Raw genomic sequence first — 24,901 nt, forward strand, 5'->3', positions numbered from 1 at the left:
CATGGCGTTCGTTGCGAGGCGATGACCCCGTCTGGACACTTCCCACCCCTACACCCTGCCCTGTCGCGCGAAATCGATGAAGGCGCGCAAAGGCGCCGGTACCTGGCGGCGGCTGGGGTAATAGAGGTAGAAGCCACTATAGTAGGGGCACCAATCCTCGAGTACGCGAACCAGTCGTCCGTCGGCCACCAGGCCTTGGACCTGCCCCTCGAACGCATAGGCGATCCCGCTGCCGTCGAGTGCGGCTTGCACCATCAGTCCCTGGTCGCCAAGCGTCAGCGGTCCATCGACCTCGACCGTCAACTCTATGCCACCCCGCTCGAATTCCCACGCGTAGAACCGGCCGCTGTTGAATCGGAATCGGATGCAGGGGATGTCCTTGAGCGCCTGTGGCGTAGTGGGCTTCGGATACTTCTCGAAAAAGCCGGGCGAAGCGACGACAGCAGACCGCTGACGAGAGCCGATCGGTAGCGCAATCATGTCCTGTGCAACCTTCTCCCCAAATCGGACCCCTGCGTCGAAGCCATCGGACACCATGTCGCCGATACCGTTGTCGACGACTATCTCGACATCCACACTGGGATGCGACGCCAGAAACCGCGTGACGATCGGCAACAGCACGAGTTGGGTGGATGTGCGGGCCGCGTTCAATCTAAGCGTGCCGACTGGTGTTCCCCGGAAATTGTTGAGGTCATCAAGGGCGTCGTCGATGTCCCGGAAGGCGGGTGCTACACGTTCGTATAATCGGGTCCCTGCTTCGGTTAACGCAACACTCCGTGTCGTTCGATTGACCAGCCGAAGATCGAGCCGGTTCTCCAGCGCGCGCAAAGCGTGGCTCAGAGCCGACGCCGTCACCCCGAGATCGTCCGCTGCTTTGCGGAAGCTCAGGTGGCGAGCGATCGCGAGGAAAATTGCGAGATCGGCCGGAGTCACACTTCTCATTGATGAACTGTGCTCATTGCCGCGGGGAAAATCCAGGAGATTTTCTCATGACCCGAGCCAACCTAATTCCAGTCCATCGACGTCGGATGGTCCGGCGCCTCACTGAAGGAGCTTTCATTATGCGGACCTGGTTCATCACTGGAGCATCGCGCGGTTTCGGTGCGCTGATCGTCAAGGAAGCCTTGGCAAAGGGCGATGCCGTCGTCGCTACGGCCCGCGATCCGAAAAGCGTGACCGACCGGTTCGGCGACCACCCCAACCTTCTCGCCGCTGCGCTCGACGTGAACAACGAGGCTCAGGCTCATGCCGCGGCAGAGGCGGCCGTGAAGCGCTTCGGGAAGATCGACATCCTTGTCAACAATGCCGGTTTCGGCGTGTTGGGCGCAGTCGAAGAAACCAGCGCCGAGGAAGCCGAGGCTGTGTTTCGCACCAACGTCTTCGGCCTGCTCGCCGTGTCGCGTGCGGTCCTGCCCCATATGCGGCGCGAACGATCAGGTCATATCGTTAACTTGTCGTCGATCGGCGGATACCAGGGGTTCATCGGCTGGGGTGTCTACTGCGGGACGAAGTTCGCGGTGGAAGGCATTTCGGAGAGCATGGCGTTGGAGCTTGCTCCGCTCGGCATCAAGGTCACGACGGTCCTGCCAGGCTTCTTCCGCACTGACTTCCTCGACGCAGCGTCGCTGACCGTCAGTCCAACAGTCCTAGAGGACTACGCCGGAACCGCGGGCGGCATGCGCAACTTTGCGGCCGATGCCAATCACGCTCAGCCGGGCGATCCGGTTCGTTTCGCCAAGGCGTTCATCACGATGGTCGACGACCCCAATCCGCCGCTGCGTATGGCGTTCGGTTCGGACACGGTCGCCGCGATCGAAGCGAAGAACGCCTTCGTCGCAGAGGAACTGGCCAAATGGCGTGACCTCGCCCTCTCGACCGACTTTCCGATCGAAGCAGATCCCGCCGCTTAACGGCCACCGACAAGGAGTACACGATCATGATCGCCGCCATCCGCATCGCTCTCCTAGCAGTGCTTGCCTACCTGGGCATTCTGGCGGCGGTCCGATTGATTCTCGCAAACACTGCAATGGTCGCGACGAAAGTCGCGTATTTCGGCTGGATGCCGGTCGCCGTCGAATTGGCCATCACGCTTAGCCGCACGCCAACCGCGGCTATGCTCGCGGCCTTACATCCCGAACATAAGGAGCAAGTAAAATGAAAACCTGGTTCATTACCGGCGTCAGCTCGGGCTTCGGCCGCGCCATCGCCGAAGCAGCGCTCGCAATCGGCGATACGGTCATCGGTACGTTACGGAGCGAAGGCGAATGCGCAGAGTTCTCACTGATATCCCCAACCAAATCACACGGGGTCCTACTCGACGTCACTGACTTCGCTTCGGTTGTGCCGGTCGTCGCCGATGCGGAGCTCCGCTTCGGTCCGATCGACATACTCGTCAATAATGCAGGCTACGGCCATGAGGGGCTCATCGAGGAATCAAGCCTCGAAGACGTGCGTCGCCAGTTCGATGTCAACGTCTTCGGCGCCATCGCCGTTGCAAAGGCAATCCTGCCCGGCATGCGGCAGCGCCGCTCGGGTCACATCATCAACATGACATCGATGGGCGGGCTTACCACCTTTCCGGGCCTTGGCTACTATCACGCCAGCAAATTCGCCCTCGAAGGGTTCTCCGAAACACTCGGCAAAGAGGTAAAGGACTTTGGCGTGTTCGTGACTGCGGTCGAACCTGGCGCGTTCAGAACCGACTGGGCTGGCCGCTCGATGGTACGGGTCGAAAGATCGATCACCGACTATGACGCGTTGATCAATCCGGTTATCGAACGGCGCAAGGCCTACAGCGGTCATCAGCCCGGCAACCCCGACAAGGCTGCCCAAGTCATTGTGGATCTGACCCGCGCCCAGGATCCCCCTGCGCATTTGCTGCTCGGAAAGGATGCGTGGAAGTTCGTGCACGAGAAGCTCGATACGCTTCATGCTGAGCTCGAGACGTGGCGTGCGGTCACGGAGTCAACCGACTTCGAGGTAGAAGCAGCGTAGCGTCGTTTCGATCGTTGAGCGCCGCGCAACGGCTGAGCCCCAAAAACTCGGTTGCCGGCAAGGGTCGCACGGCGCTCTCTCGCGGTGTCACCGGTGCAGACGCGGCCCGGTCGCGGAGGATCGGAGCATGGTTGAGATCGGTTTCGTTGGGCTGGGCGCAATGGGCACCCATCCGGTCCGTCATCTACTGGCCTCGGCCTTCAGGGTCCACGTTCTCGATACCAACGACGAGGCAGTAGCAAGTGCGGTTGCCCTTGGCGCACCCGCTTCCCCCCCCCGTGGCCCTCGCAGATGCCACCGATGCGGTGCTCGTTTGCCTGCCGACCCCGAATATCGTGAGCAGCCCCCACCGGGTGGTCCGGGTAGTTAGTTAGTGCATTGTCGTCTCCGCCGCCATTGCCGGGCGTAGGTGTAGCGAAGCGGAACCGGAGGCCGGCAATGGCGAGGTCGCCGCTGCTGGCGCCGGAGGTCGATAGCCCAAGCTGCTGTGTGGTCGGACGGTGTTGTAATGACGCCGCCACGCCTCGATCAGCACCCTCGCCTCGTACAGGATCTGTATAACGCATCCAACCGCGATAACCATTATTGCGATAGCTGTTGTAAGGGATCGATTTGTCCTTGTTCACCATTAATTATCGCAATATATGTTTTTGCGCATGATTGTTGGGTGGTGTATGGCAGACGAACCAAGTGAAGGGCCGGTTGGATTGGAGCAGCAGCTTTGCTTCACGGTGTATTCGGCCGGAATGGCAATCCAACGGCTATACAAGCCGCTCTTGGACCGACTGGGTCTGACCTATCCGCAATATCTGGTGCTCAACGTCCTTTGGCGCGACGACTCGCTCGCCGTCGGACAGATCGCTGAAAGGCTATCGCTCGAAGCAAGCACGCTCACACCGCTCCTCAAGCGTCTGGAGGTTGCGGGTCTGGTGCAGCGGGCACGTAACCCCGCCAACGAGCGGCAGGTGATCGTCAGCCTGACCAAGGCGGCACTGCAGCTTCGCTCGGACGCCCGCTGCCTTAACGACGCGCTGCTTGACGCCTCCGGTGAGACCGGGCCCGAAGTGACTGCGCTGAACGCGCAGATTACGCGGCTTCGCGACGCCTTGTATAATCACATCGGGCGCTGACAGACGGGCGGGTGCGACGTCCTTCAGAAGAGGGATTCCACGTTCGCTTCGAGCCGGTAGCCGAAGCCGCGTTCCGTCCTGATAGGGTCGGTGCCACCCGGGCTAATCGACAGCTTGCCCCGGAGACGCAGGACCTGAACGTCTACGCTCCGGTCGAAGATATCGTCGTGTGTACGTGTCGCACGCAGGAGATGGATACGCGCCAGCGAGCGGCACGGCGCTGCGAGTAGGGCCGCCAGCAAGCCATATTTGCCCTTCGTCAAATCAACCGGCGTGCCTTCCGGTGGGACCAGCGTCCGCTCGGCATGACGCATTTCCCAACCATTGAAGAGATAACCGCCGGGTAAAGGCTCGCTGTTCAGCCGGGCCAGTTCCTGCCGGCGAAGCACGGCACGCGCATGCGCCGCCAGCTCTTTCAGGTTCAGCGTGCCGGTGATGACGTCGTCGGCGCAGAGCTCGAGCCCGACCACGGCATACACGACGTCGTCCCTGTTGGCGTCATACATGATCACCGGGACGTGCGACCGGCTTCTAATCTCACGCAGCACATCGAGAGCGTCGCGGCTCCGCAGTCGCGTGTTTATAGTGATCAGACTGTGTTGGCCGTTGGTCAACTGATGCCCAAGGTCGCGCGCGCCCACGCCCACCGACGTCCACCGACAATTGGGAAGATACGATACAATACGGTCGCACTCGCGCTCGTCCTCGACAAGGATACGTCCCAGACTAGCGGGGCGGGGGGCTAGTTCAATCTGGTCGGTCATGCCGAAGTGATACACGGTGTGGTCCTCCACGTGGCGCACCTGCGAGCGGCATCGGCACAGGTGGGGCGCCCGCCGCAGAGGCGGGCGCGAGGTTGCATGGAAGATGTCAGATACGGTGCGCCTCGCGCAGACGGTCTGCCGCTTGCTCACCGATGATGGCGCACGGCGCTTGCGTGTTGCCAGTTGTGACGCGCGGCATGACGGAGCCGTCAGCGATACGGAGCCCATCGATGCCGTAGACCCTCAGGTCACCGTCCACCACGGATTGCTCGTCGCGCCCCATCTTTGCGGTGCAGGTCTGGTGCCAATAGGTCACCGCGGAGTCACGGACATAGTCCTTCAGCGCGTCTCCAGTCAGCTTGCCCGGCATCGCCTCGCCGCGAACAAGCGGACGGAAAGCCGCTGCGTTGCCCAGCTCACGACAGAGCTCGATGCAGGCAAGCGCCGCCTCCATGTCGGCTGGATCAGACAGCATGTTGGCGTCGATCTGCATGGGTGCAGCCGGATCATCGCTCATGAGCCGTAGCCGGCCGCGGCTACGGGGCTGTGCAAGTCCGGCAAACATGGTCCAACCATGTTCCGGAACGCCGCGTGCGGCGGTCCGCTCGCTCGGCACCGGGAACTCGACTTGGCAGAACAGCAGATCAGGTGCCGTCAGCTCGGGCCGGCTCTTCCAGTACATCGTCGCTTCGCTGCCGTTGTTGCGCGGTGCGATCGGCTCGGCATATTCCCAGGTGCACCCAAACGACACATGGTCCTGAAGGTGACCGCCAACTCCAGGAAGATGCTGGCGCACGGGAATGCCGACGCGCCGCAGCTCCGTCTCGTCGCCGATGCCCGAGTGCATCAGCACTTTGGGGGTCTGCATCGCGCCCATCGAAAGCACGACCTCCTGCGAGGCGCGAATGATCTGGCGCTGCCCGCCGCGCACGACTTCGACGCCGATCGCGCGCTTGCCCTGGAACGCGACCCGCTCGACGGTCGTGTCGGTCAGCACGGTGAGATTGGGCCGATCGAGGTAGGGCTGGATATAGGCTCGGAAAAGCGAATGGCGGCGCCCGTTTCGCACGAGCATATCGGTGATCGCCGCGCCGCCTTCGCCTTCCATCATCACCCCGTTCGGGCTGTCGAAGGTGGGAATGCCGAGTTCGCTCGCGGCGTCGAGCAGCGCGTGGGCGACCGAGCTCGGATCCAGCGCGGGCTGAACCCAGACCGGCCCGCCACTGCCGCGACGGCTGTGGTCCGGAGCGCCCTGCCAGTTCTCTATGCGCCGGTAGATGTCGAGCACGCGATCGTAGCCCCAGCGCGCATCGCCGGACTCCGAGGCAAAGTGGTCCCAATCCGCACGATGACCACGCGCCCACACCATGACGTTGATGCTTGTGCCGCCGCCCAGCCCCTTGCCCATGGCCATGGGCAGCGCGCGCCCGTTCAGGTGCGGGTTGGGCTCGGCGACGAAGCCCCAGTCGCGCTCGGTGCCGAGATTGGTGGGCCACAGTCCCGGATCGAGCACTGCCTCGGCCTCGTCGCTGCCGCCCGCCTCTATCAACAATACCCGCACCGCCTCGTTCTCGGCAAGGCGGCGGGCAACGACGGAGCCGGCCGCTCCGGCACCGCACACAATGAAATCGTAGGACGCCTTGAGCCCGGCAGTCAGCAGCGCCTGGTTCGCAACTGAACGACGGTGAGAAGCCTGCGGATCGTCTTGATAGTCGGTCATTGTCAACTCCCTCAGAAAGATGTTCGCGAGCGGGAGCGAGGAGACGCGCGCCCTCTACCCGTGACGCGGTGCGCGCGGGGCCAAGTCTGCCGTCTCTCGATCTGCTCACTTTACCTGCGAGCAGATTGGGCCCAGCCCGCCGCTCGAGACCAGTAAGGTGCAAACTGGCCTGCGGCGCACCGATGGACCGGTGCTTCCCGCCTCAGTCTGGAAAGGTAACGCGGTGCGAAACCAGCGCGGAACAGCTCGGGTTGTGCCACGTCAAGCGTATCGATAGGCAATTCCCGGAGGTCATCCATAAAGTGGCTCGTGTCAGCACCGTGGTTCGGTGCAGCAGGATCTAATGCAGTGGTCATCAGAGCGGACTAATTGTGCTCGGCTACCAACTCGCTACGTGGCGCAACAATGCGGTGACTAGGGTAACGACGTCGATGCTGCGGGTCGCAACCAGTGACATCTGCCAGTCAGGCTTCGTCCGAGCTGTGCGAACCCGGGGAGACTTTGGCGGTCGCGCTCCCCTGATCGAGGCCTTCGCTATCGATCCCGGCAGCTAAGCCCTGTCGCGCCAGCGACGATGCCGCGCTCGGGCGATCCCGCAACGCGGCGCGATCGCGACCAGGCGAGGAACTTGAGCACTGATCGATTGAACAACGTCGCCCTCTGCCACGGAACAAAATGACCGGCGTTTTTGAAAAGCGCCAGCCGTGCCGAAGGGATTGACGTCCCCCCTGTTTTTTAGTCCAGTTTGAGTGAGAGTTTTCCGGCCTTGTGAAGCCTTCGGGCAAGGAGCTGGAAATGAAGAAATCTTGATACACAGACGAGCAGATTGCCTTCGCGTTGAAGCAAGCGGGAACCGGCACGCCGGTGGCCGAAGTCATCCGTCGGATGGGAATTTCGGAGCAGACGTTCTACCGTTGGAAGAAGGTGTACGGCGGTCTCGGGGTTGGCGAGCTGAGGCGCCTGAAGCAGCTTGAGGATGAAAACCGACAGCTGAAACAGCTGGTTGCCGACCTGAGCCTGGACAAGCACATCCTGCAGGACGTCCTGGCAAAAAAGCTCTGACGCCTGGACGGCGACGCGAGCTCGTCGCGTACGTGCAGGCGTCCCACGCTGTAAGCGAACGGCGCAGTTGCTCGGCGCTCGGCGTCGAGCGGTCGTCGGTGCGCTACATCTCGCACAAGCCGGATCAGACATCGCTGGCGATGCGTATCCGTGATCTGGCAGCAACGCGGACGCGCTATGGCTATTTCCGGATCTACATCCTGCTACGCCGGGAAGGATGGGTCGTGAATCACAAACGCGTCTATCGGCTATATCGAAACGACGGACTGAGCCTTCGGCTCAAGAAACCAAGACGCAACGTCAGCGCTGCCAACCGCGAACGCCAACCTGCGGCACTGGCGGCAAACGAGATGTGGTCGATGGATTTCGTCTCGGACGCCCTGTTCGACGGCCGGCGCTTACGAGCGCTGACCGTGGTCGACGCTTTCACGCGCGGAGCCCTGGCAATTGACGTCGACCAAGGGATCAAAGGCGAGCAGGTGGTCCAAGCGATGGCACGGATCTCCTCGGTCCGCGGCGCGCCCAAGACCATTCGCGTGGACAATGGGCCGGAGTTCATCTCGAAGGCTCTCGACCGCTGGGCGTACGAGAACGGCGTGACGCTGGACTTCAGCAGGCCGGGCAAGCCCACCGACAACGCGTTCGTAGAGTCGTTCAACGGTCGCCTTCGCGACGAATGCCTGAACGCACACTGGTTCCTGTCCATGACCGACGCACGAGCCAAGATCGAGGCCTGGCGACGGGACTATAACGAGAGCCGTCCTCACACATCGCTTGGCTGGCTGACGCCGGTCGAATATGCTGCTGCCGCGGCTGTCAAAGCCGCCGATTGAACACCGGAAACTCACCCTAAGGTTGGATGAGAAACCGGGGGACCCTCAATCCTTGATCCAGACTCTCATAGTCGATGGACCACTCAGAAGGGGGCAGCTCAATCGTCAGGACCGTCGCGCTTGGTGAGAGCGGCATCATCGCGGGCAACCGTGGGCGCTTCTATGCCGATCTCTCGACCACCGGTCCGACCGCGGCAGGAGTCGTTGCCAGAAGGCTCGCGGCAAAGGGGATCGTCACGCTGGACGCCCCGCCCGCAGGCGGCGTCACGGGTGTCATGACCGGGACATCGTCGGTGATGGTCTCGGGTGATCCAGTCGCCTTGAGTGAGTTACGCTGGGTTCTGGAGGCTTTTGGACGCAAGGTCGTCCATGTTGGCGATCACGTTGGTCAGGGGCAGGCGCTCAAACTGCTCAACAACATGATCGTAGGCGCCAATCTAATCGCCGTCGCTGAAGGCATTCTATTCTGGATGAAGTACGGTCATCCGGCCGAGATCATCCTCGATATGCTGAACGGCACCACCGCGCGCATTTAACGACCGGGGAGCTGCTCGCCAAACAAATGCTTGATGGGCGGTTCGATTTCGGGTTCAGGCTCGGTTTGATGCTCAAGGACCTGCGACTGGCAAGTTACGAAGCAGACGAAGCGGCCGCGCCAATGCTGGTGAACGCGCTGCTGGAACAACTCTTCGAGCGTGCGTACACTGCTGGCCTCGGTGACGATGAATGTGACGACGGTCATTCCTGAACTGGAGAAAGCGGCCGGCGTCAACATTCGACGCGGCTGACCGCAATTTCGCGACAATCGGCGTAAGTGCGCGAAGGCGGTCCGCCCGACACACCCTAAAAGTAACGCAGGCAAGGCACCTCGGCGGGAGAGACAAAATGCAGATGATCGAGAATTTCATCGGCGGCAGAATGATCGGCACAGCGGACGGCAGTTTCGGTATCAAGCTTGATCCGCGCACGGGCGACGAGATGGAACACGTCGCCTATAGTGGCGCAGCCGAAGTCAGCCGCGCGATCGAGACTGCCGATCTGGCATTCGAGGCATGGCGTGACATGCGCCCATCGGAGCGTGGCCGGATCATGGTAGAGATCGGACGCATCCTCCGCAACCACGGCGAGCATCTGGGCGAGATCGAAAGTCGAGAAACCGGCAAGCCGATGCACGAGATGCCCGCACTGATCGATCTCACCGCGCAGTTCTTCGAGTTCTACGGCGGCATCGTCAATGTAATGGACGGAGACGTGATCAACCAGGGTCCGGACTATCATGTCTACACCCGCCGCGATCCGTTCGGCGTCATCGGAGTAATCCTCCCCTGGAATGCGCCTTTGCATCAGGCGGCTCGCGCGATCGCACCGGCGCTTGCGTCAGGCAACACCGTCGTTGCCAAGCCATCCGAGCATACGCCCGCGTCACTGGTCGAACTGGCGAGACTCGCAACTGAGGAGGCCGGACTGCCGGCGGGCGTCTTCAATGTCATCGTCGGCAAGGGTCACACGATCGGACCCGCCATGATCGAGCACCCCAAGATGCAGAAGATTTCCTTCACGGGCAGCGTCAGGGCGGGCCAGGAGCTGGGCAGGCTTGCCGCTGAACGTATTCTCCCGCTGACCCTAGAGCTGGGCGGGAAGTCCGCGAACATCGTCTTTGACGACAGCGATATCGATGCGGCAGCCAAAGGTTCGGTACGCGCTTTCACTTGGAACAGCGGCCAATGGTGTGCCGCCGGAACCCGGCTGCTTGTCCAGCGAAGCATCCACGAGGAGTTCGTTGAGAAATTCGTCGCTGCCGTCAGAGCCCTACGTGTTGGTCCGGAGACCGACGCCACATCAGGCCCGATCACGACCCACGCGCAGTTCGAGAAGATCCAGGAGTATTTTACGATCGCTGAGCAGGACGGACTGACGTGCGTTACGGGTGGCAAGGTCTCGACGGGTGGTCGCTTTGGCACCGGCTGGTATGTTGAGCCGACGGTCTACACCGGGGTAAGCAACGACGACACGCTGGCACGTGAGGAGATTTTTGGCCCCGTCGTCTGCATCATCCCTTTCGAAGATGAAGCAGACGCAATCCGGATCGCAAACGACAGCGACTTTGGGCTTGCCGCCGGCATCTGGAGCCGCGACATCGGCCGTGTGCATCGCGTCGCGGCTCGTCTCGACGCCGGTCGGATCGTTGTCAACGAATATGGCGGCGGCTTCGTACAGACCCCGTGCGGCGGCTTCAAGCAGAGCGGCTCTGGTCGCGAGCAGGGGATCGAAGCACTGGCGCACTACACCCAGCTCAAATCGGTCATCATCCGGCTTTGAAGCGTTGCCCCCCCATACGGCCGTCGATGCCGGTTGATAAGCGCCGGCGAACGACGGTCGCTGGTGGCGACCCAGCAATCTGCTAGGAGCCGGTGGACGGTTTGGTATCAGGCCGTCAGACGCCAGCCGCTGAAATGCCTGTCCAAGTTTGGTAGGTCGAAGTTCAAGGCGACGAGCATCTACTCCGTTAGGAGTGGATAGGAGCGCATCTCTCCGATGCTCGGCAGCCTCTTAACGGAGCGGTATGTCATACTGTCGAACATGCGGAAGGCAAGTTCGTCAAACGTGCCATTGGCTTTCGCATGGTGGGGCTTCAAGCGTCGGTCATTCGCGCACATCCAAATCGGCATGCTTACAGCCGGCGCAAGATCACGGATAAATTGTTTGCTGGCATCGGGATTATGTCACTCATTACCAAGCCCACTTCCGATGCTTGTGCCTCGATGTCGGCGAGATGCCTAAGACCCCACGACGCATCGCGTTGCCGCAGATCCTCGTCGAATGCCACGTTGCTCGGTGCTAGCGTCACTTCGACCTGACGAAACGGTCCGTAAAGGTAGAGTAGACCGCCGGCGGACAGTAGCCGGCCGGCCTCTCGCAGCAGACCCTGCGTTGCCGACCATGGGCTGATGTGAGCCATGTTGATCGCTACGATCGCGTCGACGTCAGTTACGGGCCAAGGTCTGGCGGTAGCATCGATATCGATGGGCGAACGGACGTTGCTCAGATTCTCCGTAGCAGTCCACGCGGCAATCGATGCGCGCGCCGTTGGCGAAGGATCCGATGGCTGCCATTGCAGTTGCGGTAATTGTTGGGCAAAATAGATAATGTGCTCGCCACTACCGCTCGCGACTTCGAGCACAAGACCGCGGCTGGGCAGCACAGTCTTCAACACGGACAATATCGGCATTCGATTCCTCAATACAGAGGGAGCGAACACGCGGTCATCAATTGGATCCATCATTCCCTCTCACTTCCTTTAAGATTCATAGGTTGAACGCCGTTACCTAAGTTCCTGTACTCAAAATCCATTCAGTCGTCATGCGGCGACTGAATGGAGCTGAGTTGGCCAACCATCCGCGCGCTTGCATCCCACAGCAGGTGCGCATTCTTTTGATCGAGAGCATAAGGGCGCACACCGCCGTTGAAGCCGTCGCCGTAGGCGATCGACGCAACAGCGCAGTCCTCACAGTACTGGCCGCCAATCACATTGCCGTCGGCCACGATCGCCGCCCATACGGTTGTAGCGGCGCCCTGTCTGAGCGTCTTGAAACCGAACGAGGGAGCTTTCGACAGTTCCGCCTGCCGCTGTATGTCGGCCATGATCGCCTGCTGCTGATCCGGGGTCATATGCCGCCCCAAATCAGTGTTTATGAGACCTGGCATCACCGCACATGCGCGGATATCACGTGAGCGGTAGCGACGATCAAACTCCACCGCAAACAATACGTTCGCGGTCTTGGAGCGTCCATAAGCGATCCAGGGATCATACCTCCCCTCCTCGTAATTAAGATCGGCTAGATCGATGTCCGAAAGCCGGTGACCGGCTGACGACAAAACAACTACCCGCCCGCCATCCGTGATAAGCGGAGCGATGCTCGTTACCAACAGAAAGTGACCGAGATGATTTGTACCAAACTGGGTTTCAAAACCATCCGGCGTCCGGCTCTCCGGCGGAACCATCACACCGGCATTCGCAATGACGGCATGGAAGGGCTGCCCCTTGTTCAGGAGTGAGCCGCTAGCAGCATTCACGCTTGCCACTGAAGCCAAGTCGAGTTCGATAATATCGAACCGTCCCCCACTCGCTTCGGCGGCGTCGCGAACCCCGATTGTTGCACGCTCGGCTTTATCGACGTCCCTCGCGGTGCCGATCACATCCGCCCCATGGGCTACAAGCGCACGTGCCGTTTCCACTCCAAGACCGGAGGACACACCAGTCACAAGAATACGTCGGCCTGCCAAACTCAGACCTGCAAGCACATCGTTTGTTGTGGAGTTTGCATTGAAATCGGGCACTATTTAACCTTCCGAATTTTCTGGGCGAACTTGCCGCCTAGCGCTGGTTGACGCCTGGTACCCATGATCGTACGCCCCACCGATTAGCCCCGCGTTGCTGCATTCTTCGCTGCTCCGACCTTTGCATCGGAAGCTGATGACCGACATACGTCGTGCATAGTCATCAATACCCTCACGATCCCCTTGGCGGACGCCGTTAACTACACGGCCGTGTCAGCCTTCCTACACCAGCGCCAGAACGTGCTACGTTCGTAACGGGTAGCCCGCTTTCCCCTCACCGGCAGGCCTGGTGGCAACGCCTGCCTGAAACGAGATTGGCGGTAGTCTGTCATGTCGTGCCGCTGCTGTTGCTCCCCCGGTCTGACGCAGCGGGCTCGCGACGTTGGGATGGCCAAGGCCGCGACAGCCAGTCACGGCAGCGCGCTGCTGCTGGACTGCATCACGATTAGGACGCACACGACCCTTATCGTGATGGCGCGGTGACGCAGCGCTCACTCGACAGCTTGAGCGTCACCGCCATGATCGCGAAGCGGAAGGCCGAGCCGAGCCGGAGCGCGATGCCAATCAGCGGCGTCTAGGCGGGCGACTCCCGGTGCGGCAAGCGCGATCGGTTCTTTCGCGGGCGGCGAACAGCCTCTATGCAGCGATGAACGATGCACGCTTTCGCCAACCCGACCAGATTTCTGGGGATCGCCCGGCCGGTGACGCCGTGGGCGTTGTGGGGCGGCGTGCTGCTGTCGCTGGTCGGGCTGGCGAGCGGGCTATGGCTGACGCCGGCGGATTACCTGCAGAAGGACAGCGTGCGGATCCTGTACGTCCATGTGCCGGCGGCGTGGCTGGGGATGGCGGGCTGGACGGGCATCGCGGTGGCGAGCCTGATGCATCTGGTGTGGCGGCATCCGCTGGCGGCGGTCGCGGGGCGCGCGCTGGCGGTGCCGGGGGCGGTGTTCGCGGCGCTGTGTCTGGCGACGGGATCGATCTGGGGCCGGCCGACCTGGGGGACGTGGTGGGAATGGGACGGGCGGCTGACGTCGATGCTGGTGCTGTTCTTCCTCTACCTCGGTTACATCGCGCTTGCGCAGGCCTATGCCGATCGCGGGGCGGGCGGGCAGCGGATCGTGGCGATCTTCGGCATCGTGGGCGCGGTGAACGTGCCGGTGATCCGCTATTCCGTGGTGTGGTGGCGGACGCTGCACCAGGGGCAGAGCATCGGCCTGACGGGGACGACGATCGACGGGGCGATCCTGTGGCCGTTGCCGATCGTGGTGGTGGGGTTCACGCTGATCTTTACCGCCGTCGTGCTGATGCGGATGCGGGCGATGCTGGCGGACGCCAAGGTCGAGGCGCGGCTGCGGCGGATGGCGCGGGCATGAACCCCTGGCCGTTCGTGATCGCCGCCTATGGCATCGTGATCGGCGGGACGGCGGCGCTGTGCCTGTGGGCGCATGTCGCGATGCGTCGGGCGGAGCGGCGGGCCGACGCGGTGCTGAAGAAATGAAGGCGAAGCATCAGCGGCTGACGCTGGCGGTGCTGGCGACCGTTGCGGTCGTCGGTGCGGCGTTGCTGGCGATGTCTGCGCTCAAGGATCAGGCGGCCTATTTCTACACGCCGAGCGATGCGGTGCGCGACGGCGTGCAGCCGGGGCGCGCGGTGCGGCTGGGCGGGATGGTGGCGGACCGGTCGATCGTGCGCGCGGCCGACGGAGTGACGATCCGCTTCGTCGTGACGGATGGCGCGCAGACGGTGCCGGTGCGTTTCACCGGGATCGTGCCGGACCTGTTCAAGGAGAATAGCGGCGTGGTGGCGGAGGGGGCGTTCGTTCCCGGCGGCGGGTTCGTCGCGACGAACATCCTGGCCAAGCATGACGAACGCTACATGCCGCCGCAGGTGGCGGGCGAGATGCACAAGTCCGAGAGCATCGTGCCCCCGAAGGGCGGCAGGACGTGATCGCCGAGTTCGGTCTGGCCGCGCTGTGCCTGGCGGCGGCGCTGTCGGTGCTGCTGCTCGCGCTGTCGGCGTTAGCCTGCCCCACGTGGCGGATCCGACTGTTTCAAAGTAGCACTGCCACCCTGTGACCAGCTCTTAATTCACAACGCGGAACCGGTCGGGTACCAAGCCGAATACCGGTTAAATCGACGTTTCATATCGCGCAAAACCGAGATCGCCCATCTGTCTAATTCCACCACGTCAGTTGGTGGATGATGTTGCGCGACAGAGGTTCAACCGGGAAGCATTTGCTCGCTGACCAGATCGCGCGTGCCGGTAGATGTGGCTTGGCTAAGCACAGCAACCGGCCGCAAGATGATCACGCGGAAACTGACGAACCGGTCTGGTGCAGCAGGGATCGACCCAACGGTTCTGACAGCAGTCGAGCGTCACTAGACTGACAGCGGGGCATTACGTCCGCCTCCAGCGCCGAGATCGTATCCAACGCTGCATCGACCGGTAGGTTACCGAATAGAGCGTGAACTGAGACGTAGTTGACCCCCGTCTCTTCAAGATGGCGGCAGAGCTGGTCCCGAACGGTCGCCGCGCTACCGACCAGCACCATGTCAGCCGCGATCGCACTATCGATCTCGGCGTTGATTCTGTAGGGCGGGGTAATACCCTTGTGCCGCCAGAGTGCGGTCAGCGTTTCGTACCAGTACCGGTAGGCCGGTGCTGCAAGCGCACGGGCACGCGCGTCCGTCTCCGCGATAACGATCATGCGCAGCATTCCCCGGAAAGGTTCGGGCCCAGTCTCGCTCTGTGCATGTCGGTGGGAAAGGTAGAGATCATTGAGCGCACGAACGCCATTGTTCGGTCCGAGGCAGAGCATGTGGACATTGGTTTTTGCTGCCCAGGATACGGTTGCCGGATTTGAAGTACCGCACCAGAGGGGTGGATGTGGAAGCTGAAACGGTCTCAATTCAATTGGCACGTCGTTGAACTGGTAATGGTTTCCGTCATAATTCAATTCGCCTCCCGCCATCGCCGTTAAAACGATGCTCAAGGTTTCCTCGTACCGTTCCGACAATTCGTTGGAGCTTATGCCGAAGAACTCATGCTCCATCGGCACCGCTCCTTTACCAACGCCAAGATCCAGTCGCCCTCTGCTGATCTGGTCGAGCATGCAGATCTCCTCGAATGCCCGAAGCGGATGATAGAGCGGCAAAAGCATGACCATAGGTCCAAGCCGAATGCGTGCGGTACGTTGCGCGGCGGCCGCAAGAAACAGATTCGGTGAGCTCGCCAAACCATGCGGCGTGCCGTGATGCTCCGCTACGTGATAGGAATACAAGCTGGTGCGGTCGCATTCTTCGATAAACCTGAGGCGCTCGGAGTAATGCTTTGAGAGATCGTCGCCTGACTGGTCGAGGTGATCGAAGATCCCGAAAGTTGGCTGGGGCATGGATTTAGTTCCCTAGGAATATCGAACAGCGTGGCGAATTGCGCTGTGACGACTTAGAAAGAATGGGGTCGGACGAGCTCGCGCTCCGGCTGGGCTGGAACTCTTGTCGAAGGGCGGTCACTGCAAGCAATAATAAGAGCGATCGCCACTGCCCAGGCTACAGGGACCGACAGTTGCAAGATCAAACCGAAGCCGGACATACCGAAGCCCGTGATTAGTGGCGTCCCGGGCAAGGGAAAGGCTCCTTCCGTTACTCCGTCATCTGACCGAGTGGCAATCGGCGGGGCGAGACTGTTGGGTCGTGACATACAATCACTCCGTCATAGAGCGGAAACGGTAGCTTGAGAATTATCCCTGTCCGTCCGTTATCCTACGACGTAGCCGCGCGCCGTCTGCATATTGCCGCCAATGTTGCAAGATTGCTTCGAGGCCCCGATTTAAGAGTGCACTGCGCTGATGACGCTCTCGCGCCGCGCACGCTGATGCGAGAGGGCCCGGAACCTATGTCATCCACCCATTGCCCCCGTCCACCCCATGACACCCAGTGTGACTTTGACATGACAGAGTCGTTTCGCGGAGAATTTCGTCAGTTACCGTTGTAATGGATGGGAACGAGGACAGGTAAGGGAGCCTACACCTGGACCAAAGCCCCCTGCCCCCGCATAGTCGTGCAGCACCGCTGTCCGGCTACTTCCGCGCCAAGATCAAAGTTCCCTTGTCCGCAGGAACTAGCGTGTGCGAGCTCAGCTGCGAAAAGCCGGCATCGCTCAGCATCCCCGCCAGTTCGCCATAGCCGAGCGTATCGGTACCGGTTTCGACCAAGAGGGTCAGGCGGAAAGCGGCCAAGAACAGTGCCGGCGTGGTTTCTACGGGGTAGTCGTGGATAATCAGGCTGCCGCCGGGCCGCATCGTCTTTGCAAGATGCGCAAAGACAGCCCGATTGTCTTCTCGGCTCATGTTGTGCGCGACCGACAGATAGAGCACAATATCGTAATCCTGCCCCCAATCGCAGGAGCGTATATCACCTTGACGAAGCTCGATACGGTCCGCGAGCGATCTATGACCGATCCTTTTCGCGGTTTCGTGGAGCGCACTTTCCAGATCGACGATAACGGCTCGTACGCCAGGATGGCGATCGCAGAACGCCATCGCATGAAGCCCGTGCGACCCGCCAAGATCCAGGAGGCGCAACGGCCCGTCCGACAATGGCGCCAGCTCCAGCAGGTCGGGCGCCAGATGTCTTGCAAACGTCGCCATGTACCGCGCGAAGTTACGTCCCAGTTCGGGGCGCTCTTCCATCCGATCCCAGAGCAGCTGAGACGGCAACCCGTTCCGAACCGCCTCGCCAAGGTCATCCATGATTGGCCAAGCATCACCCGTCCAGACAAGGCCCGAGCGGTAATCGACGGAACCCCAGCTCGTAAACCAACGCATGGTCCTGGGCGCGTTGGCGAACCGATCATCTTGTCGGTCAACGTGTCCCGTGAGCACGAGAAAGTCGGCAAGGCGCGCGAGACCGGCCTCGTCGGCCCCGACTGCCTCGGCAAGCCGCTCGATTGTCAGCGGTCCGTTCGCCAGCGCTTCGAAGAGACCGGTTCTGCCAGCCGCGATAAGCGCCGAGGCGCGCATCATCGAGATATAAGCATCCATCATGGGCATGCTGTCGGCTAGACTCGACGTTCCGGTCCGATGACGCTCGTCGTCAGAGTCCGGTCCATAGATCACCGACCCGGACAGGCCTTCGTTCAATTCCATGGCCACGTCCTCGGATCACAAACACAGGAGGCATTTTTGCCGTGGAACGTGGCGGGCCGGTTTCCGGACCCAGAATTGAGGCTACAATTGAAACCCGGGAAACCGGGATGATGGACTTCCGCGAATAGGGTAAATGGACCGGTATGATATTAGACTTGGTTGCCACAAGGAACGCCTTACGGCAGCCTCCGACACCGTTCATCATTTGATGACATTTAGGTCACAGGTAGTTCGACGGCCCATTCAAGACTTTCCAAAACATTTCGTTTGCAAATTACCTCTCAGGATATTGATGTGATATCTAATCACATTATTTCTAAGTATAGATGAATAGCCCGCCGATGTTTAACGGCGTGAGTTCACGCAACCTTTACGGCACTGATATTTTATAGCCATAGCGACTTTACGCTATTGAGCTTGATCATAATCGCAGTGATAGCGTCACGCCGTAGGTCGCCGGGTTGCCGGCGTACCGCCGGACGTTGTCTACGAACTTCGCCACATTCGTCCAATAATATCTGTCGAAGACATTGCGGCCGTAGACTTGGAGACGCCATCGGCCATCGCGCGTCACCGTGCCCGCTCGTAGATCGACTAGAGCATAGGATTTCAAGGCCAGCAGCGGCTCAGCACCAAACCCTGCGGTAGTCGCACTGCGGAAATTGAGGCTACCGCCGGCAAATACATCAAACGAACGCCCTATCGTCCATTGATATTGCGCGTCCCCGACAACCTGCGCACGCGGAGTGTAGGGAAACGGATTGCCTACAAAGTCCCGTTCCACGCCCAGGATGGAATAGTTAACGAAATTATCGGTCACCTTGCTGCCGAGCCATGTGCCTGCGACGCTCAGCTTCAACCCGTTGTTCGGGTGCAGCTCGATCGAACCTTCGACTCCCATGATGCGCGACTGAGGCACGTTGACGAGAGTCTCGAGCGCACCCAGCAGCGTCGGCGCGACCAAGGTCCGACCACGTACCTGCTTGTCGCTGTAATCGTAATAGAAGGCAGCAGCAGTAAGGAGCACGCGACGATCGAGAAGGGTAGCCTTCGCTCCGACTTCGTAGGCGAGTACCGTCTCCTGCTTCGCCGCGACGATCTGCGCTATCCCAAGGCCGTTGATGGTCGGCGCACTGCCGCCCTTATAACCACGGCTGGCGTTGGCGTAGACGAGCAGGTTGCCGTCCTCGTTCCAGTCGATCCCGGCCCGCCAGGCCAAATTTCGCTGGTCGAGCCTGCCGCGCGCCTCTCCCGGGTCAAGGTTGCCATCCACCATCAGGCATTCTCCCACGCGGATCGTAGCAAGCGGTGCGAGTCCACGTGCTGCGCGCAAGGAATCATAGAGTGCGGTGATCGCCAGCCCCCCACCGGCGTCCGCAACGCGCGCACAGCCACGATAGTCGAGGTCAGCCGCGGTCCAACGTGAGCCGCCATGAAGCACAAGCCCATCTGCGATGGTCCAATCAAAGCTTCCGAATGCCGCCACGGTGGCGAACACTTGACGGTAGGTTTGAGACGTCCCGATTAGTTCTCCGAAAGGCAGCGTGGCAAAGTTGGTCGTCGAATACCGGAAGTCGACGCGGTTATCCTCGATAGCCCTGTCATGGGAGTAGATCCCACCGACGGTCCAACGCAGTGACCCAAGCGTCCCTGACAAGCGCAGTTCCTGATATAGCGAGTCATTATATCCGCCCGCCGCCGTACGGACGTTGTTGTAAGCGGTACCGTCCTGATCGGTGACCTGATCAATGTCGAACCGTAGATATCCGGACAGCGAAGTCAGGACCATGTCGGACTCGAGATCGAATTCCTGTCGTAGCGACACTTGATAGAAGCTATTGTCTTTATCAAGGGCGATATCCGGGTCCCAGTCGGCCGCACGATTGTTCGGCGGGGCGGACGGGTAGTTCGCCAGCGCGGGGATCTCGGACGCTAGTCGCGTGCTGCTTGGGACGAAGGCCAGCAACTGCGCAGATTGGGTATCACCCCGATCCTTGAATCCGTTCACGTTGAGCAGCATGCGAACGGTCGATGCCGGAGACCATTCGAAAAGTGCGCGACCCTGTAGCATGTCACGACGACCGAGGGTGTCGGCACGCGTGTAGCTACGCTGCCAGTCGCCGCCGCGCTCGATCCGTCCGGCAACGCGGATACGCATTGACCCTGTGATCGGTCCGCTCACGAAGCCGGCGGCATCAACTGTGTTAAACCTGCCGACACCTAGATCGACTCCCGCTTTCAAAACCTCAGTCGGCTTGGCGGCGATATAGTTGATCGCACCACCGGTCGAATTCTGACCAAACAGCGTTCCTTGAGGACCCTTCAGTACTTCCACGCGCTCGAGATCAAGTGACGCACCGGGTGCCATGATCGAAAATGGTAACGAGACCTCGTCGAGATAGACGCTTACCGCTGGCCGGTTGCCGATCGTCGTATCGAAGAAGCCAATGCCGCGGATCGAATAGACCGGGTTGGAGGAACCACTCTCGACATAAGACAGGCCGGGAGTGAGCTTTGCGAGGTCCTGCAAGGTGTTGACGCCGCGTTCGCGCAGCGCTTGTCCAGAGACGGCGGTCACCGACATCGGCACGTCGGAAAGCGCCTCCGAACGGCGCTGCGCGGTAACGACGATATCGCGACCGTCGTACCTGAACTGAGGCTGCTGCGTTTCCGGGACGACAGCGTTCTGTGCGTGAGCGCCATCGACGACGAGGGTCGCAACCGCGATGATCGCCAAAGACGTAATCGGGACCGGCATGCCCATCTGCGAACACTGCCCCCGCCTGACAAGCGTCGTGGGTGACGGATGATCGGGATAGCGGCAACGCAACTAACAAAATATCACAAATGGTGTGTCGGTCGATCTGGGGATGAGTGGTGAATGGCCATGATCTCATTTAGGGTGGAGCGCGCTCCGGAGGGCGGCGATCGACTGGGCTGTAGCCCCGCGGCTTGCGGTCGAGCCTCCCAGTACATTGAGCAGCATGAAATCGTGGATCGTACCGTTGTAACGAACGCAGGTCGTCGTCACGCCCGCTTCGGCTAGTCGCCGTGCGTACGCTTCGCCACCATCCCGCGCGACGTCATGCTCGGCAACGATTATGAGGGCCTCGGGCAGGTCATTCAGATCGGTCAGCGGCGCCGAGAGCGGGAAAGCGGTCGTGGCCAGGCGTTGTCGGTCTTTTCGGAACGCTTCGTTGGCGCGCCCACACAGAGCGTTCCTCGGCAGCCAGCCCTCAATCGTTTCCGCCGCCGAGGCATCGATCAGCGCCGGATCCTCGACAATTGGATATAGTAGAAGCTGCAAGGCGATCTCTGGGCCACGGCGCACCTTGGCAAGCATCGTGACTGCGCTTGCCATGGCCCCTCCCGAGCAGTCGCCAGCGATCGCGATACGGGATGCGTCGAGGCCGAGCGCTCCGCATTCCTTCACAACGCCGCACAGCACCGCATAGGCCTGCTCGACCTGGACGGGGTGATGCGCCTCCGGCGCAAGCGTGTAGTTGACGAAGACGACCGCAGCGCGTGCACCGTTCGCTAGCGCCCGGATCAACCGATCATAGATGACCGCATCCCCCATCACCCACCCGCCACCATGGATATAGAGAATGATTGGGAGTGGCTCTGCTGCGTCAGTCGGTAGGACGATCCGCGCAACGACCCAGCCATATTCGCCAGCGTCGAACCGAACCTCCTGGAGGGCCGCAGGCTCCGCGAGGGGCATCATTGCCTGGAGGCGCGCCAAGGCAACCCTTGCCTCGGGCACGGGCATGAGATGCGGTGACACTTCGCCCGCGCGCTCGCGCGCCCGCAGGAAGGTCGCGACCGCACTGTCCAGGACCATCGGCCTACGCGCATTCAGTGCGCCTTTGGCGCGATCGGGTGCCTGGGTCATTGTCCGGTTGTCCAGTCGTTCTCAGCGACTATCGGCTTTTCGGACCCCGAACGCGTGTTAAGAGATGTAAATCATGCTCTTCCGGTCAGTCTGGATCACGTATGTTAGCTAGCGTCGCGGTGGCTTCGAGCAGATCCGCGCTTTGGCGCCCCTCGGTGAAGCGTCCGACAATCGGCGCCAGTACCGCGACAGCTTCGGCGTTTCGACCCAGTTCGCTTAGGCGCCGGGCAAGACTGGTGGCGGCGCGCAAAGCCCAGGCCAGGGCACCCTGCCTTTCAGCGAGCGCAAGTGCGACGCGGAATGTCGCAACGCCGGCATCCGCATCCACCGAGCGCCCGATCTCGATCTCGCCCCGACGTCGATGCAGTTCCGGCAACAACCATTGCTCGCCGGTCCTGTCGCAAGCCTCCAGAGCCTCCATCAGACGAGCGTCGGCCTCGTCGTGTTGCCCAAGAAGAGTAAGACCCCGCGCCAGCGTCATCAGGAACGAGGTCCGGTAGTGGCCGAACCCGGAACGTTCGAGGGCCGCCATGGCAGGACGCAGGCGGGCAAGCGCCCAGGCGACATTCCCTTCGTCGATAGCCAGCTCCGCCTCGAAACAAACCGCATAGGTGTGCCAGACGTCAAGCGCTCGCGCGGCGGTCCGCTGGCGGAGGATCCCAATATAGCGCTTTGCGGCGTCCCGGTCGCAGGCGAGCAGTGCGATAGGACAAGCCGAAACGGTCAGGACGTTGCACAAGGTCATCGTGTGATCGAGCGCAAGAGCGGCCTCGACGTTTTCTGTGATGTCGCTCAGCGCGGTGTCCGTCCTACCTCGCAGCCATAATATCCGCCCTCGCATGATGCGGGCAGCGATGCGCTGGTCAAACTGATAGCGCACTGCCTCGATGTACGGCGCTGGCACGGCGTAGAGCCTCAGCATCCGCTCGATCGCGGCCTCAGCTTCGTCGTGTCTCCCCAAAAAGTGCAAAGCCGAACCGATCATGCGGTCCGCCACGAGTAGATCGTCATGGCCATCGGTGCCCGTGGCGGTATCACGAAAGCGAGTTGCCAAGTTGAGCGCGCGAGCAAACTCACCATGGTTGATGGCCTCGGCCCATAGCGCCCGCAACGCTCGCAATTGATAGTCTATATCGCCCAAGCCCTTTGCGAGACCGAATGCTAGGTCCCACGCGCTATTGGCCTGCTTCACGCTGGAGATCGCGTACATTTGAAGGCCACCCAATGCAGCGTAAAGATGCATGACTTGGCGCTGATCCCCCCCGGCGAAATTGTCCGATGCCGCGATCGCGCGTTGGACCCACTCAAGCGACTCATCGACGAGCGAAAGCTGCGACCAGAGTGGCGCGGCAGTAATGACCAGTGCAACACCGAGCGGAATCTCGCCGTCCGGTCCGAAGGCCCAGCGCAGTGCAGCGCGCAAATCTTCGATCCGCTCTACGCGAGTATCATCGGTGTCGGCAACGATGCCGGACTCTACTAGCCCTGCCGCTGCTTCGAACGTCAGTCGCACGTGTTCGGCATGTCGCGCAGCCAGCCTGTTGCCTTCACCGCTCGCCTGAAGCTTATCTCGCGCGTACGACCGCGTCGTATCGAGGAGCCGATAATCAACCCTGCCATCGTTGAAATTGACTACCACCAGCGACTTCGCGACAAGATCACCCACACCGGCAAAGATGTCCGCCTCGTCTGCAGCATCGTCGGAACAGACCCGATCTGCATCTACAAGACTGAACGGGCCTTGGAAAACCGCCAGTCGAGCAAGCAAGGTCTGCTCGGCTGGGGACAGAAGATCGTAGCTCCAGTCGAGCACCGCGCGCAAAGTCTGATGCCGCGGCAATGCCGTCCGGCGTCCGTGATGGAGAGATCGAAACCTATCGCCGATCTGCATCGAGAGGTCGCGGATGGCGATTGCGTCGACACGGCTCGCCGCAAACTCGATAGCCAACGCGATCCCGTCCAGGCGCCGGCAGATCTCCACAACATGCGGTGCATCTACGTCGAGAAGGGTGTAGCCGCCCATGGTGTCGGCAGCCCGCTCCACAAAGAGCTGGACCGCAGCAAAACGCATAGCGTCGGCAGCCGAGAGAGGCGCAACGTCAGTCGGCACGGCGAGCGGCGGCACTCTCTGGACCCATTCGCTCGCGGCGCGCAGCGGCTCCCGACTGGTCGTGAGGATGCTGATGCCATCTGTATAGCGAAGCAGTCCCTCGACCAAGGTGGTAACGGCAGCGACAACGTGCTCACAGTTATCGAGAATGATCAGCATCACCCTCCCCCTCAGTGCCGCCGCAAGATCACCGACGGGATCTTCGGGACGCAAAACGAGGTTGAGTGCGGCTGCGACGGTTCCAACCACGGATGCCGAATCGACAACAGGCGACAGATCAACAAACAAGACGCCGTCGACATAAGCCGGTTGCAGGGCTCTGGCGACGACGAGTGCAACCGTCGTCTTCCCAATCCCGCCAGGTCCGGCGATCGTGGTGAGCCGTCGTTCGGCCGTCTGTTCCACCAGCAGCTCTACGAGATCCTCCCGCCCGATGACACGGGTGAGCATCGTTGGGAGCGTCCGGGCCTTGTTCGCCTCGGGAATGGAGAGCACCCCGGCTGGCTCAGTGCTGCCGCTCAGTGAAGTTTGCAGTGTTCCGACGAACGAGTAGCCCCTGCCCGGGACATTCGCGATGAATCGGGCTCCGTCATGGCCATCGCGCAGCGCTTTCCGGATTGCGGCTATGTGCACCCTCAGGCTCGTCTCCTCGACAGTAACGCCCGCCCAGACGCGGGCGACGATCGCATCGTTGGGAATGATCTCTCCCGGCTGCTCGAGGAGTATCGTCAGAATGTCGAGCGCCCGACTGCCGAGCGGTAGCCGCTGGCCGGCTTCCAGCAGAAGGCGCTGGCGTGGGAAAAGCTCGAACCGATCGAAAACATAGCGTTCTTTGGTCAATGTGACATTCCAGATACCCGGGGGACCCAGGGGTTCGACGGCTTCCGAGCCGAACCATGAACTTCGATC

23 protein-coding genes and 1 pseudogene are annotated in these 24,901 nt (G+C 61.2%); 13 read left to right on the forward strand and 11 right to left on the reverse strand.

Going from position 1 to position 24,901, the window contains the following annotated elements; translation table 11 throughout:
* Positions 1–48 precede the first annotated feature (48 nt).
* Positions 49–933 carry a LysR family transcriptional regulator gene (locus ACFSGX_RS12145; RefSeq protein WP_380930241.1) on the reverse strand — a complete coding sequence of 295 codons (885 nt, stop codon included), beginning with the start codon at positions 931–933 and terminating at the stop codon, positions 49–51.
* 128 nt (positions 934–1,061) lie between these two features.
* On the opposite strand from ACFSGX_RS12145, the gene ACFSGX_RS12150 reads away from it, so the two are divergent.
* The 4 genes from ACFSGX_RS12150 (at position 1,062) to ACFSGX_RS12165 (ending at position 3,364) form a co-directional block, all read left to right on the forward strand.
* Positions 1,062–1,910, forward strand: coding sequence for an SDR family NAD(P)-dependent oxidoreductase (locus ACFSGX_RS12150; protein WP_380930243.1), 849 nt, complete (start codon positions 1,062–1,064; stop codon positions 1,908–1,910).
* Positions 1,911–1,936: 26 nt separating this feature from the next.
* Positions 1,937–2,158, forward strand: coding sequence for a hypothetical protein (locus tag ACFSGX_RS12155; protein WP_380930245.1), 222 nt, complete (start codon positions 1,937–1,939; stop codon positions 2,156–2,158).
* The gene (locus ACFSGX_RS12160) at positions 2,155–2,994 is read left to right on the forward strand and encodes an oxidoreductase (RefSeq protein ID WP_380930247.1); all 840 of its coding nucleotides are present in this window, start codon (positions 2,155–2,157) and stop codon (positions 2,992–2,994) included. Before ACFSGX_RS12155 ends, ACFSGX_RS12160 begins: the two co-directional genes overlap by 4 nt.
* 127 nt (positions 2,995–3,121) lie before the next feature.
* A complete protein-coding gene (locus tag ACFSGX_RS12165; protein ID WP_380930249.1) occupies positions 3,122–3,364 on the forward strand; it encodes an NAD(P)-binding domain-containing protein in 243 nt (80 codons plus the stop codon).
* Here the strand turns inward: ACFSGX_RS12165 and ACFSGX_RS12170 are convergent.
* Positions 3,365–3,544: pseudogene (locus ACFSGX_RS12170) on the reverse strand (integrase core domain-containing protein); the annotation flags it as partial.
* Between the two features lie 124 nt (positions 3,545–3,668).
* On the opposite strand from ACFSGX_RS12170, the gene ACFSGX_RS12175 reads away from it, so the two are divergent.
* Positions 3,669–4,124 (forward strand): MarR family winged helix-turn-helix transcriptional regulator, encoded by a 456-nt coding sequence (locus ACFSGX_RS12175; protein WP_380930250.1) that lies wholly within the window; start codon positions 3,669–3,671, stop codon positions 4,122–4,124.
* 23 nt (positions 4,125–4,147) lie between these two features.
* On the opposite strand, the gene ACFSGX_RS12180 is transcribed toward ACFSGX_RS12175, so the two are convergent.
* Together ACFSGX_RS12180 and ACFSGX_RS12185 are read right to left on the reverse strand one after the other, a co-directional pair.
* A complete protein-coding gene (locus ACFSGX_RS12180) occupies positions 4,148–4,888 on the reverse strand; it encodes a winged helix-turn-helix domain-containing protein (RefSeq protein WP_380930251.1) in 741 nt (246 codons plus the stop codon).
* A gap of 106 nt (positions 4,889–4,994) precedes the next feature.
* Positions 4,995–6,608, reverse strand: a complete 1,614-nt coding sequence (locus tag ACFSGX_RS12185) for a GMC family oxidoreductase (RefSeq protein WP_380930253.1) — start codon at positions 6,606–6,608, stop codon at positions 4,995–4,997.
* An 825-nt stretch (positions 6,609–7,433) separates the two neighbouring features.
* Here ACFSGX_RS12185 and ACFSGX_RS12190 point away from each other — a divergent pair.
* The 4 genes from ACFSGX_RS12190 (at position 7,434) to ACFSGX_RS12205 (ending at position 10,822) form a co-directional block, all read left to right on the forward strand.
* Positions 7,434–8,503, forward strand: a protein-coding gene (locus tag ACFSGX_RS12190) for an IS3 family transposase (RefSeq protein WP_380930773.1) whose coding sequence is annotated in 2 segments (ribosomal slippage) — positions 7,434–7,656 and positions 7,656–8,503 — 1,071 coding nt in all. Because the reading frame shifts where the segments join, the coding sequence is not laid out codon by codon here.
* 74 nt (positions 8,504–8,577) lie between these two features.
* A complete protein-coding gene (locus tag ACFSGX_RS12195) occupies positions 8,578–9,039 on the forward strand; it encodes an NAD(P)-dependent oxidoreductase (protein ID WP_380930255.1) in 462 nt (153 codons plus the stop codon).
* 68 nt (positions 9,040–9,107) lie between these two features.
* Positions 9,108–9,251, forward strand: coding sequence for a hypothetical protein (locus ACFSGX_RS12200; RefSeq protein WP_380930257.1), 144 nt, complete (start codon positions 9,108–9,110; stop codon positions 9,249–9,251).
* A 137-nt stretch (positions 9,252–9,388) separates the two neighbouring features.
* Positions 9,389–10,822 carry an aldehyde dehydrogenase family protein gene (locus tag ACFSGX_RS12205; protein ID WP_380930258.1) on the forward strand — a complete coding sequence of 478 codons (1,434 nt, stop codon included), beginning with the start codon at positions 9,389–9,391 and terminating at the stop codon, positions 10,820–10,822.
* A gap of 352 nt (positions 10,823–11,174) precedes the next feature.
* On the opposite strand, the gene ACFSGX_RS12210 is transcribed toward ACFSGX_RS12205, so the two are convergent.
* Together ACFSGX_RS12210 and ACFSGX_RS12215 are read right to left on the reverse strand one after the other, a co-directional pair.
* The gene (locus tag ACFSGX_RS12210) at positions 11,175–11,786 is read right to left on the reverse strand and encodes a DUF938 domain-containing protein (RefSeq protein ID WP_380930260.1); all 612 of its coding nucleotides are present in this window, start codon (positions 11,784–11,786) and stop codon (positions 11,175–11,177) included.
* A 68-nt stretch (positions 11,787–11,854) separates the two neighbouring features.
* Positions 11,855–12,841, reverse strand: coding sequence for an SDR family NAD(P)-dependent oxidoreductase (locus tag ACFSGX_RS12215; protein ID WP_380930262.1), 987 nt, complete (start codon positions 12,839–12,841; stop codon positions 11,855–11,857).
* A 653-nt stretch (positions 12,842–13,494) separates the two neighbouring features.
* Between ACFSGX_RS12215 and ccmC the strand changes: the two genes are divergently transcribed.
* Genes ccmC through ACFSGX_RS12235 form a run of 4 tightly spaced genes read left to right on the forward strand, consistent with a single transcriptional unit; the run spans position 13,495 to position 14,916 of the window.
* Complete coding sequence (gene ccmC, locus ACFSGX_RS12220; RefSeq protein ID WP_380930263.1) at positions 13,495–14,214, forward strand: heme ABC transporter permease CcmC; 720 nt, start codon at positions 13,495–13,497, stop codon at positions 14,212–14,214.
* Positions 14,211–14,339, forward strand: coding sequence for a hypothetical protein (locus tag ACFSGX_RS12225; protein ID WP_380930265.1), 129 nt, complete (start codon positions 14,211–14,213; stop codon positions 14,337–14,339). Before ccmC ends, ACFSGX_RS12225 begins: the two co-directional genes overlap by 4 nt.
* A complete protein-coding gene (gene ccmE, locus ACFSGX_RS12230) occupies positions 14,336–14,788 on the forward strand; it encodes a cytochrome c maturation protein CcmE (RefSeq protein WP_380930266.1) in 453 nt (150 codons plus the stop codon). Before ACFSGX_RS12225 ends, ccmE begins: the two co-directional genes overlap by 4 nt.
* Positions 14,785–14,916: a hypothetical protein gene (locus ACFSGX_RS12235; RefSeq protein WP_380930268.1), complete on the forward strand. Its 132-nt coding sequence runs from the start codon at positions 14,785–14,787 to the stop codon at positions 14,914–14,916. Before ccmE ends, ACFSGX_RS12235 begins: the two co-directional genes overlap by 4 nt.
* A gap of 230 nt (positions 14,917–15,146) precedes the next feature.
* On the opposite strand, the gene ACFSGX_RS12240 is transcribed toward ACFSGX_RS12235, so the two are convergent.
* The 5 genes from ACFSGX_RS12240 to ACFSGX_RS12260 form a co-directional block, all read right to left on the reverse strand.
* Complete coding sequence (locus ACFSGX_RS12240; protein WP_380930270.1) at positions 15,147–16,232, reverse strand: LLM class flavin-dependent oxidoreductase; 1,086 nt, start codon at positions 16,230–16,232, stop codon at positions 15,147–15,149.
* A 687-nt stretch (positions 16,233–16,919) separates the two neighbouring features.
* Positions 16,920–17,987, reverse strand: coding sequence for a class I SAM-dependent methyltransferase (locus ACFSGX_RS12245; RefSeq protein WP_380930271.1), 1,068 nt, complete (start codon positions 17,985–17,987; stop codon positions 16,920–16,922).
* A gap of 421 nt (positions 17,988–18,408) precedes the next feature.
* A complete protein-coding gene (locus tag ACFSGX_RS12250) occupies positions 18,409–20,724 on the reverse strand; it encodes a TonB-dependent receptor (RefSeq protein WP_380930273.1) in 2,316 nt (771 codons plus the stop codon).
* 156 nt (positions 20,725–20,880) lie between these two features.
* Positions 20,881–21,882, reverse strand: a complete 1,002-nt coding sequence (locus ACFSGX_RS12255) for an alpha/beta hydrolase (RefSeq protein ID WP_380930275.1) — start codon at positions 21,880–21,882, stop codon at positions 20,881–20,883.
* An 85-nt stretch (positions 21,883–21,967) separates the two neighbouring features.
* Complete coding sequence (locus ACFSGX_RS12260; protein ID WP_380930276.1) at positions 21,968–24,832, reverse strand: ATP-binding protein; 2,865 nt, start codon at positions 24,830–24,832, stop codon at positions 21,968–21,970.
* Positions 24,833–24,901: the final 69 nt, after the last annotated feature.

Source organism: Sphingomonas arantia (genome assembly GCF_042682045.1).
In the GTDB taxonomy this organism is placed as follows: domain Bacteria; phylum Pseudomonadota; class Alphaproteobacteria; order Sphingomonadales; family Sphingomonadaceae; genus Sphingomonas_R; species Sphingomonas_R arantia.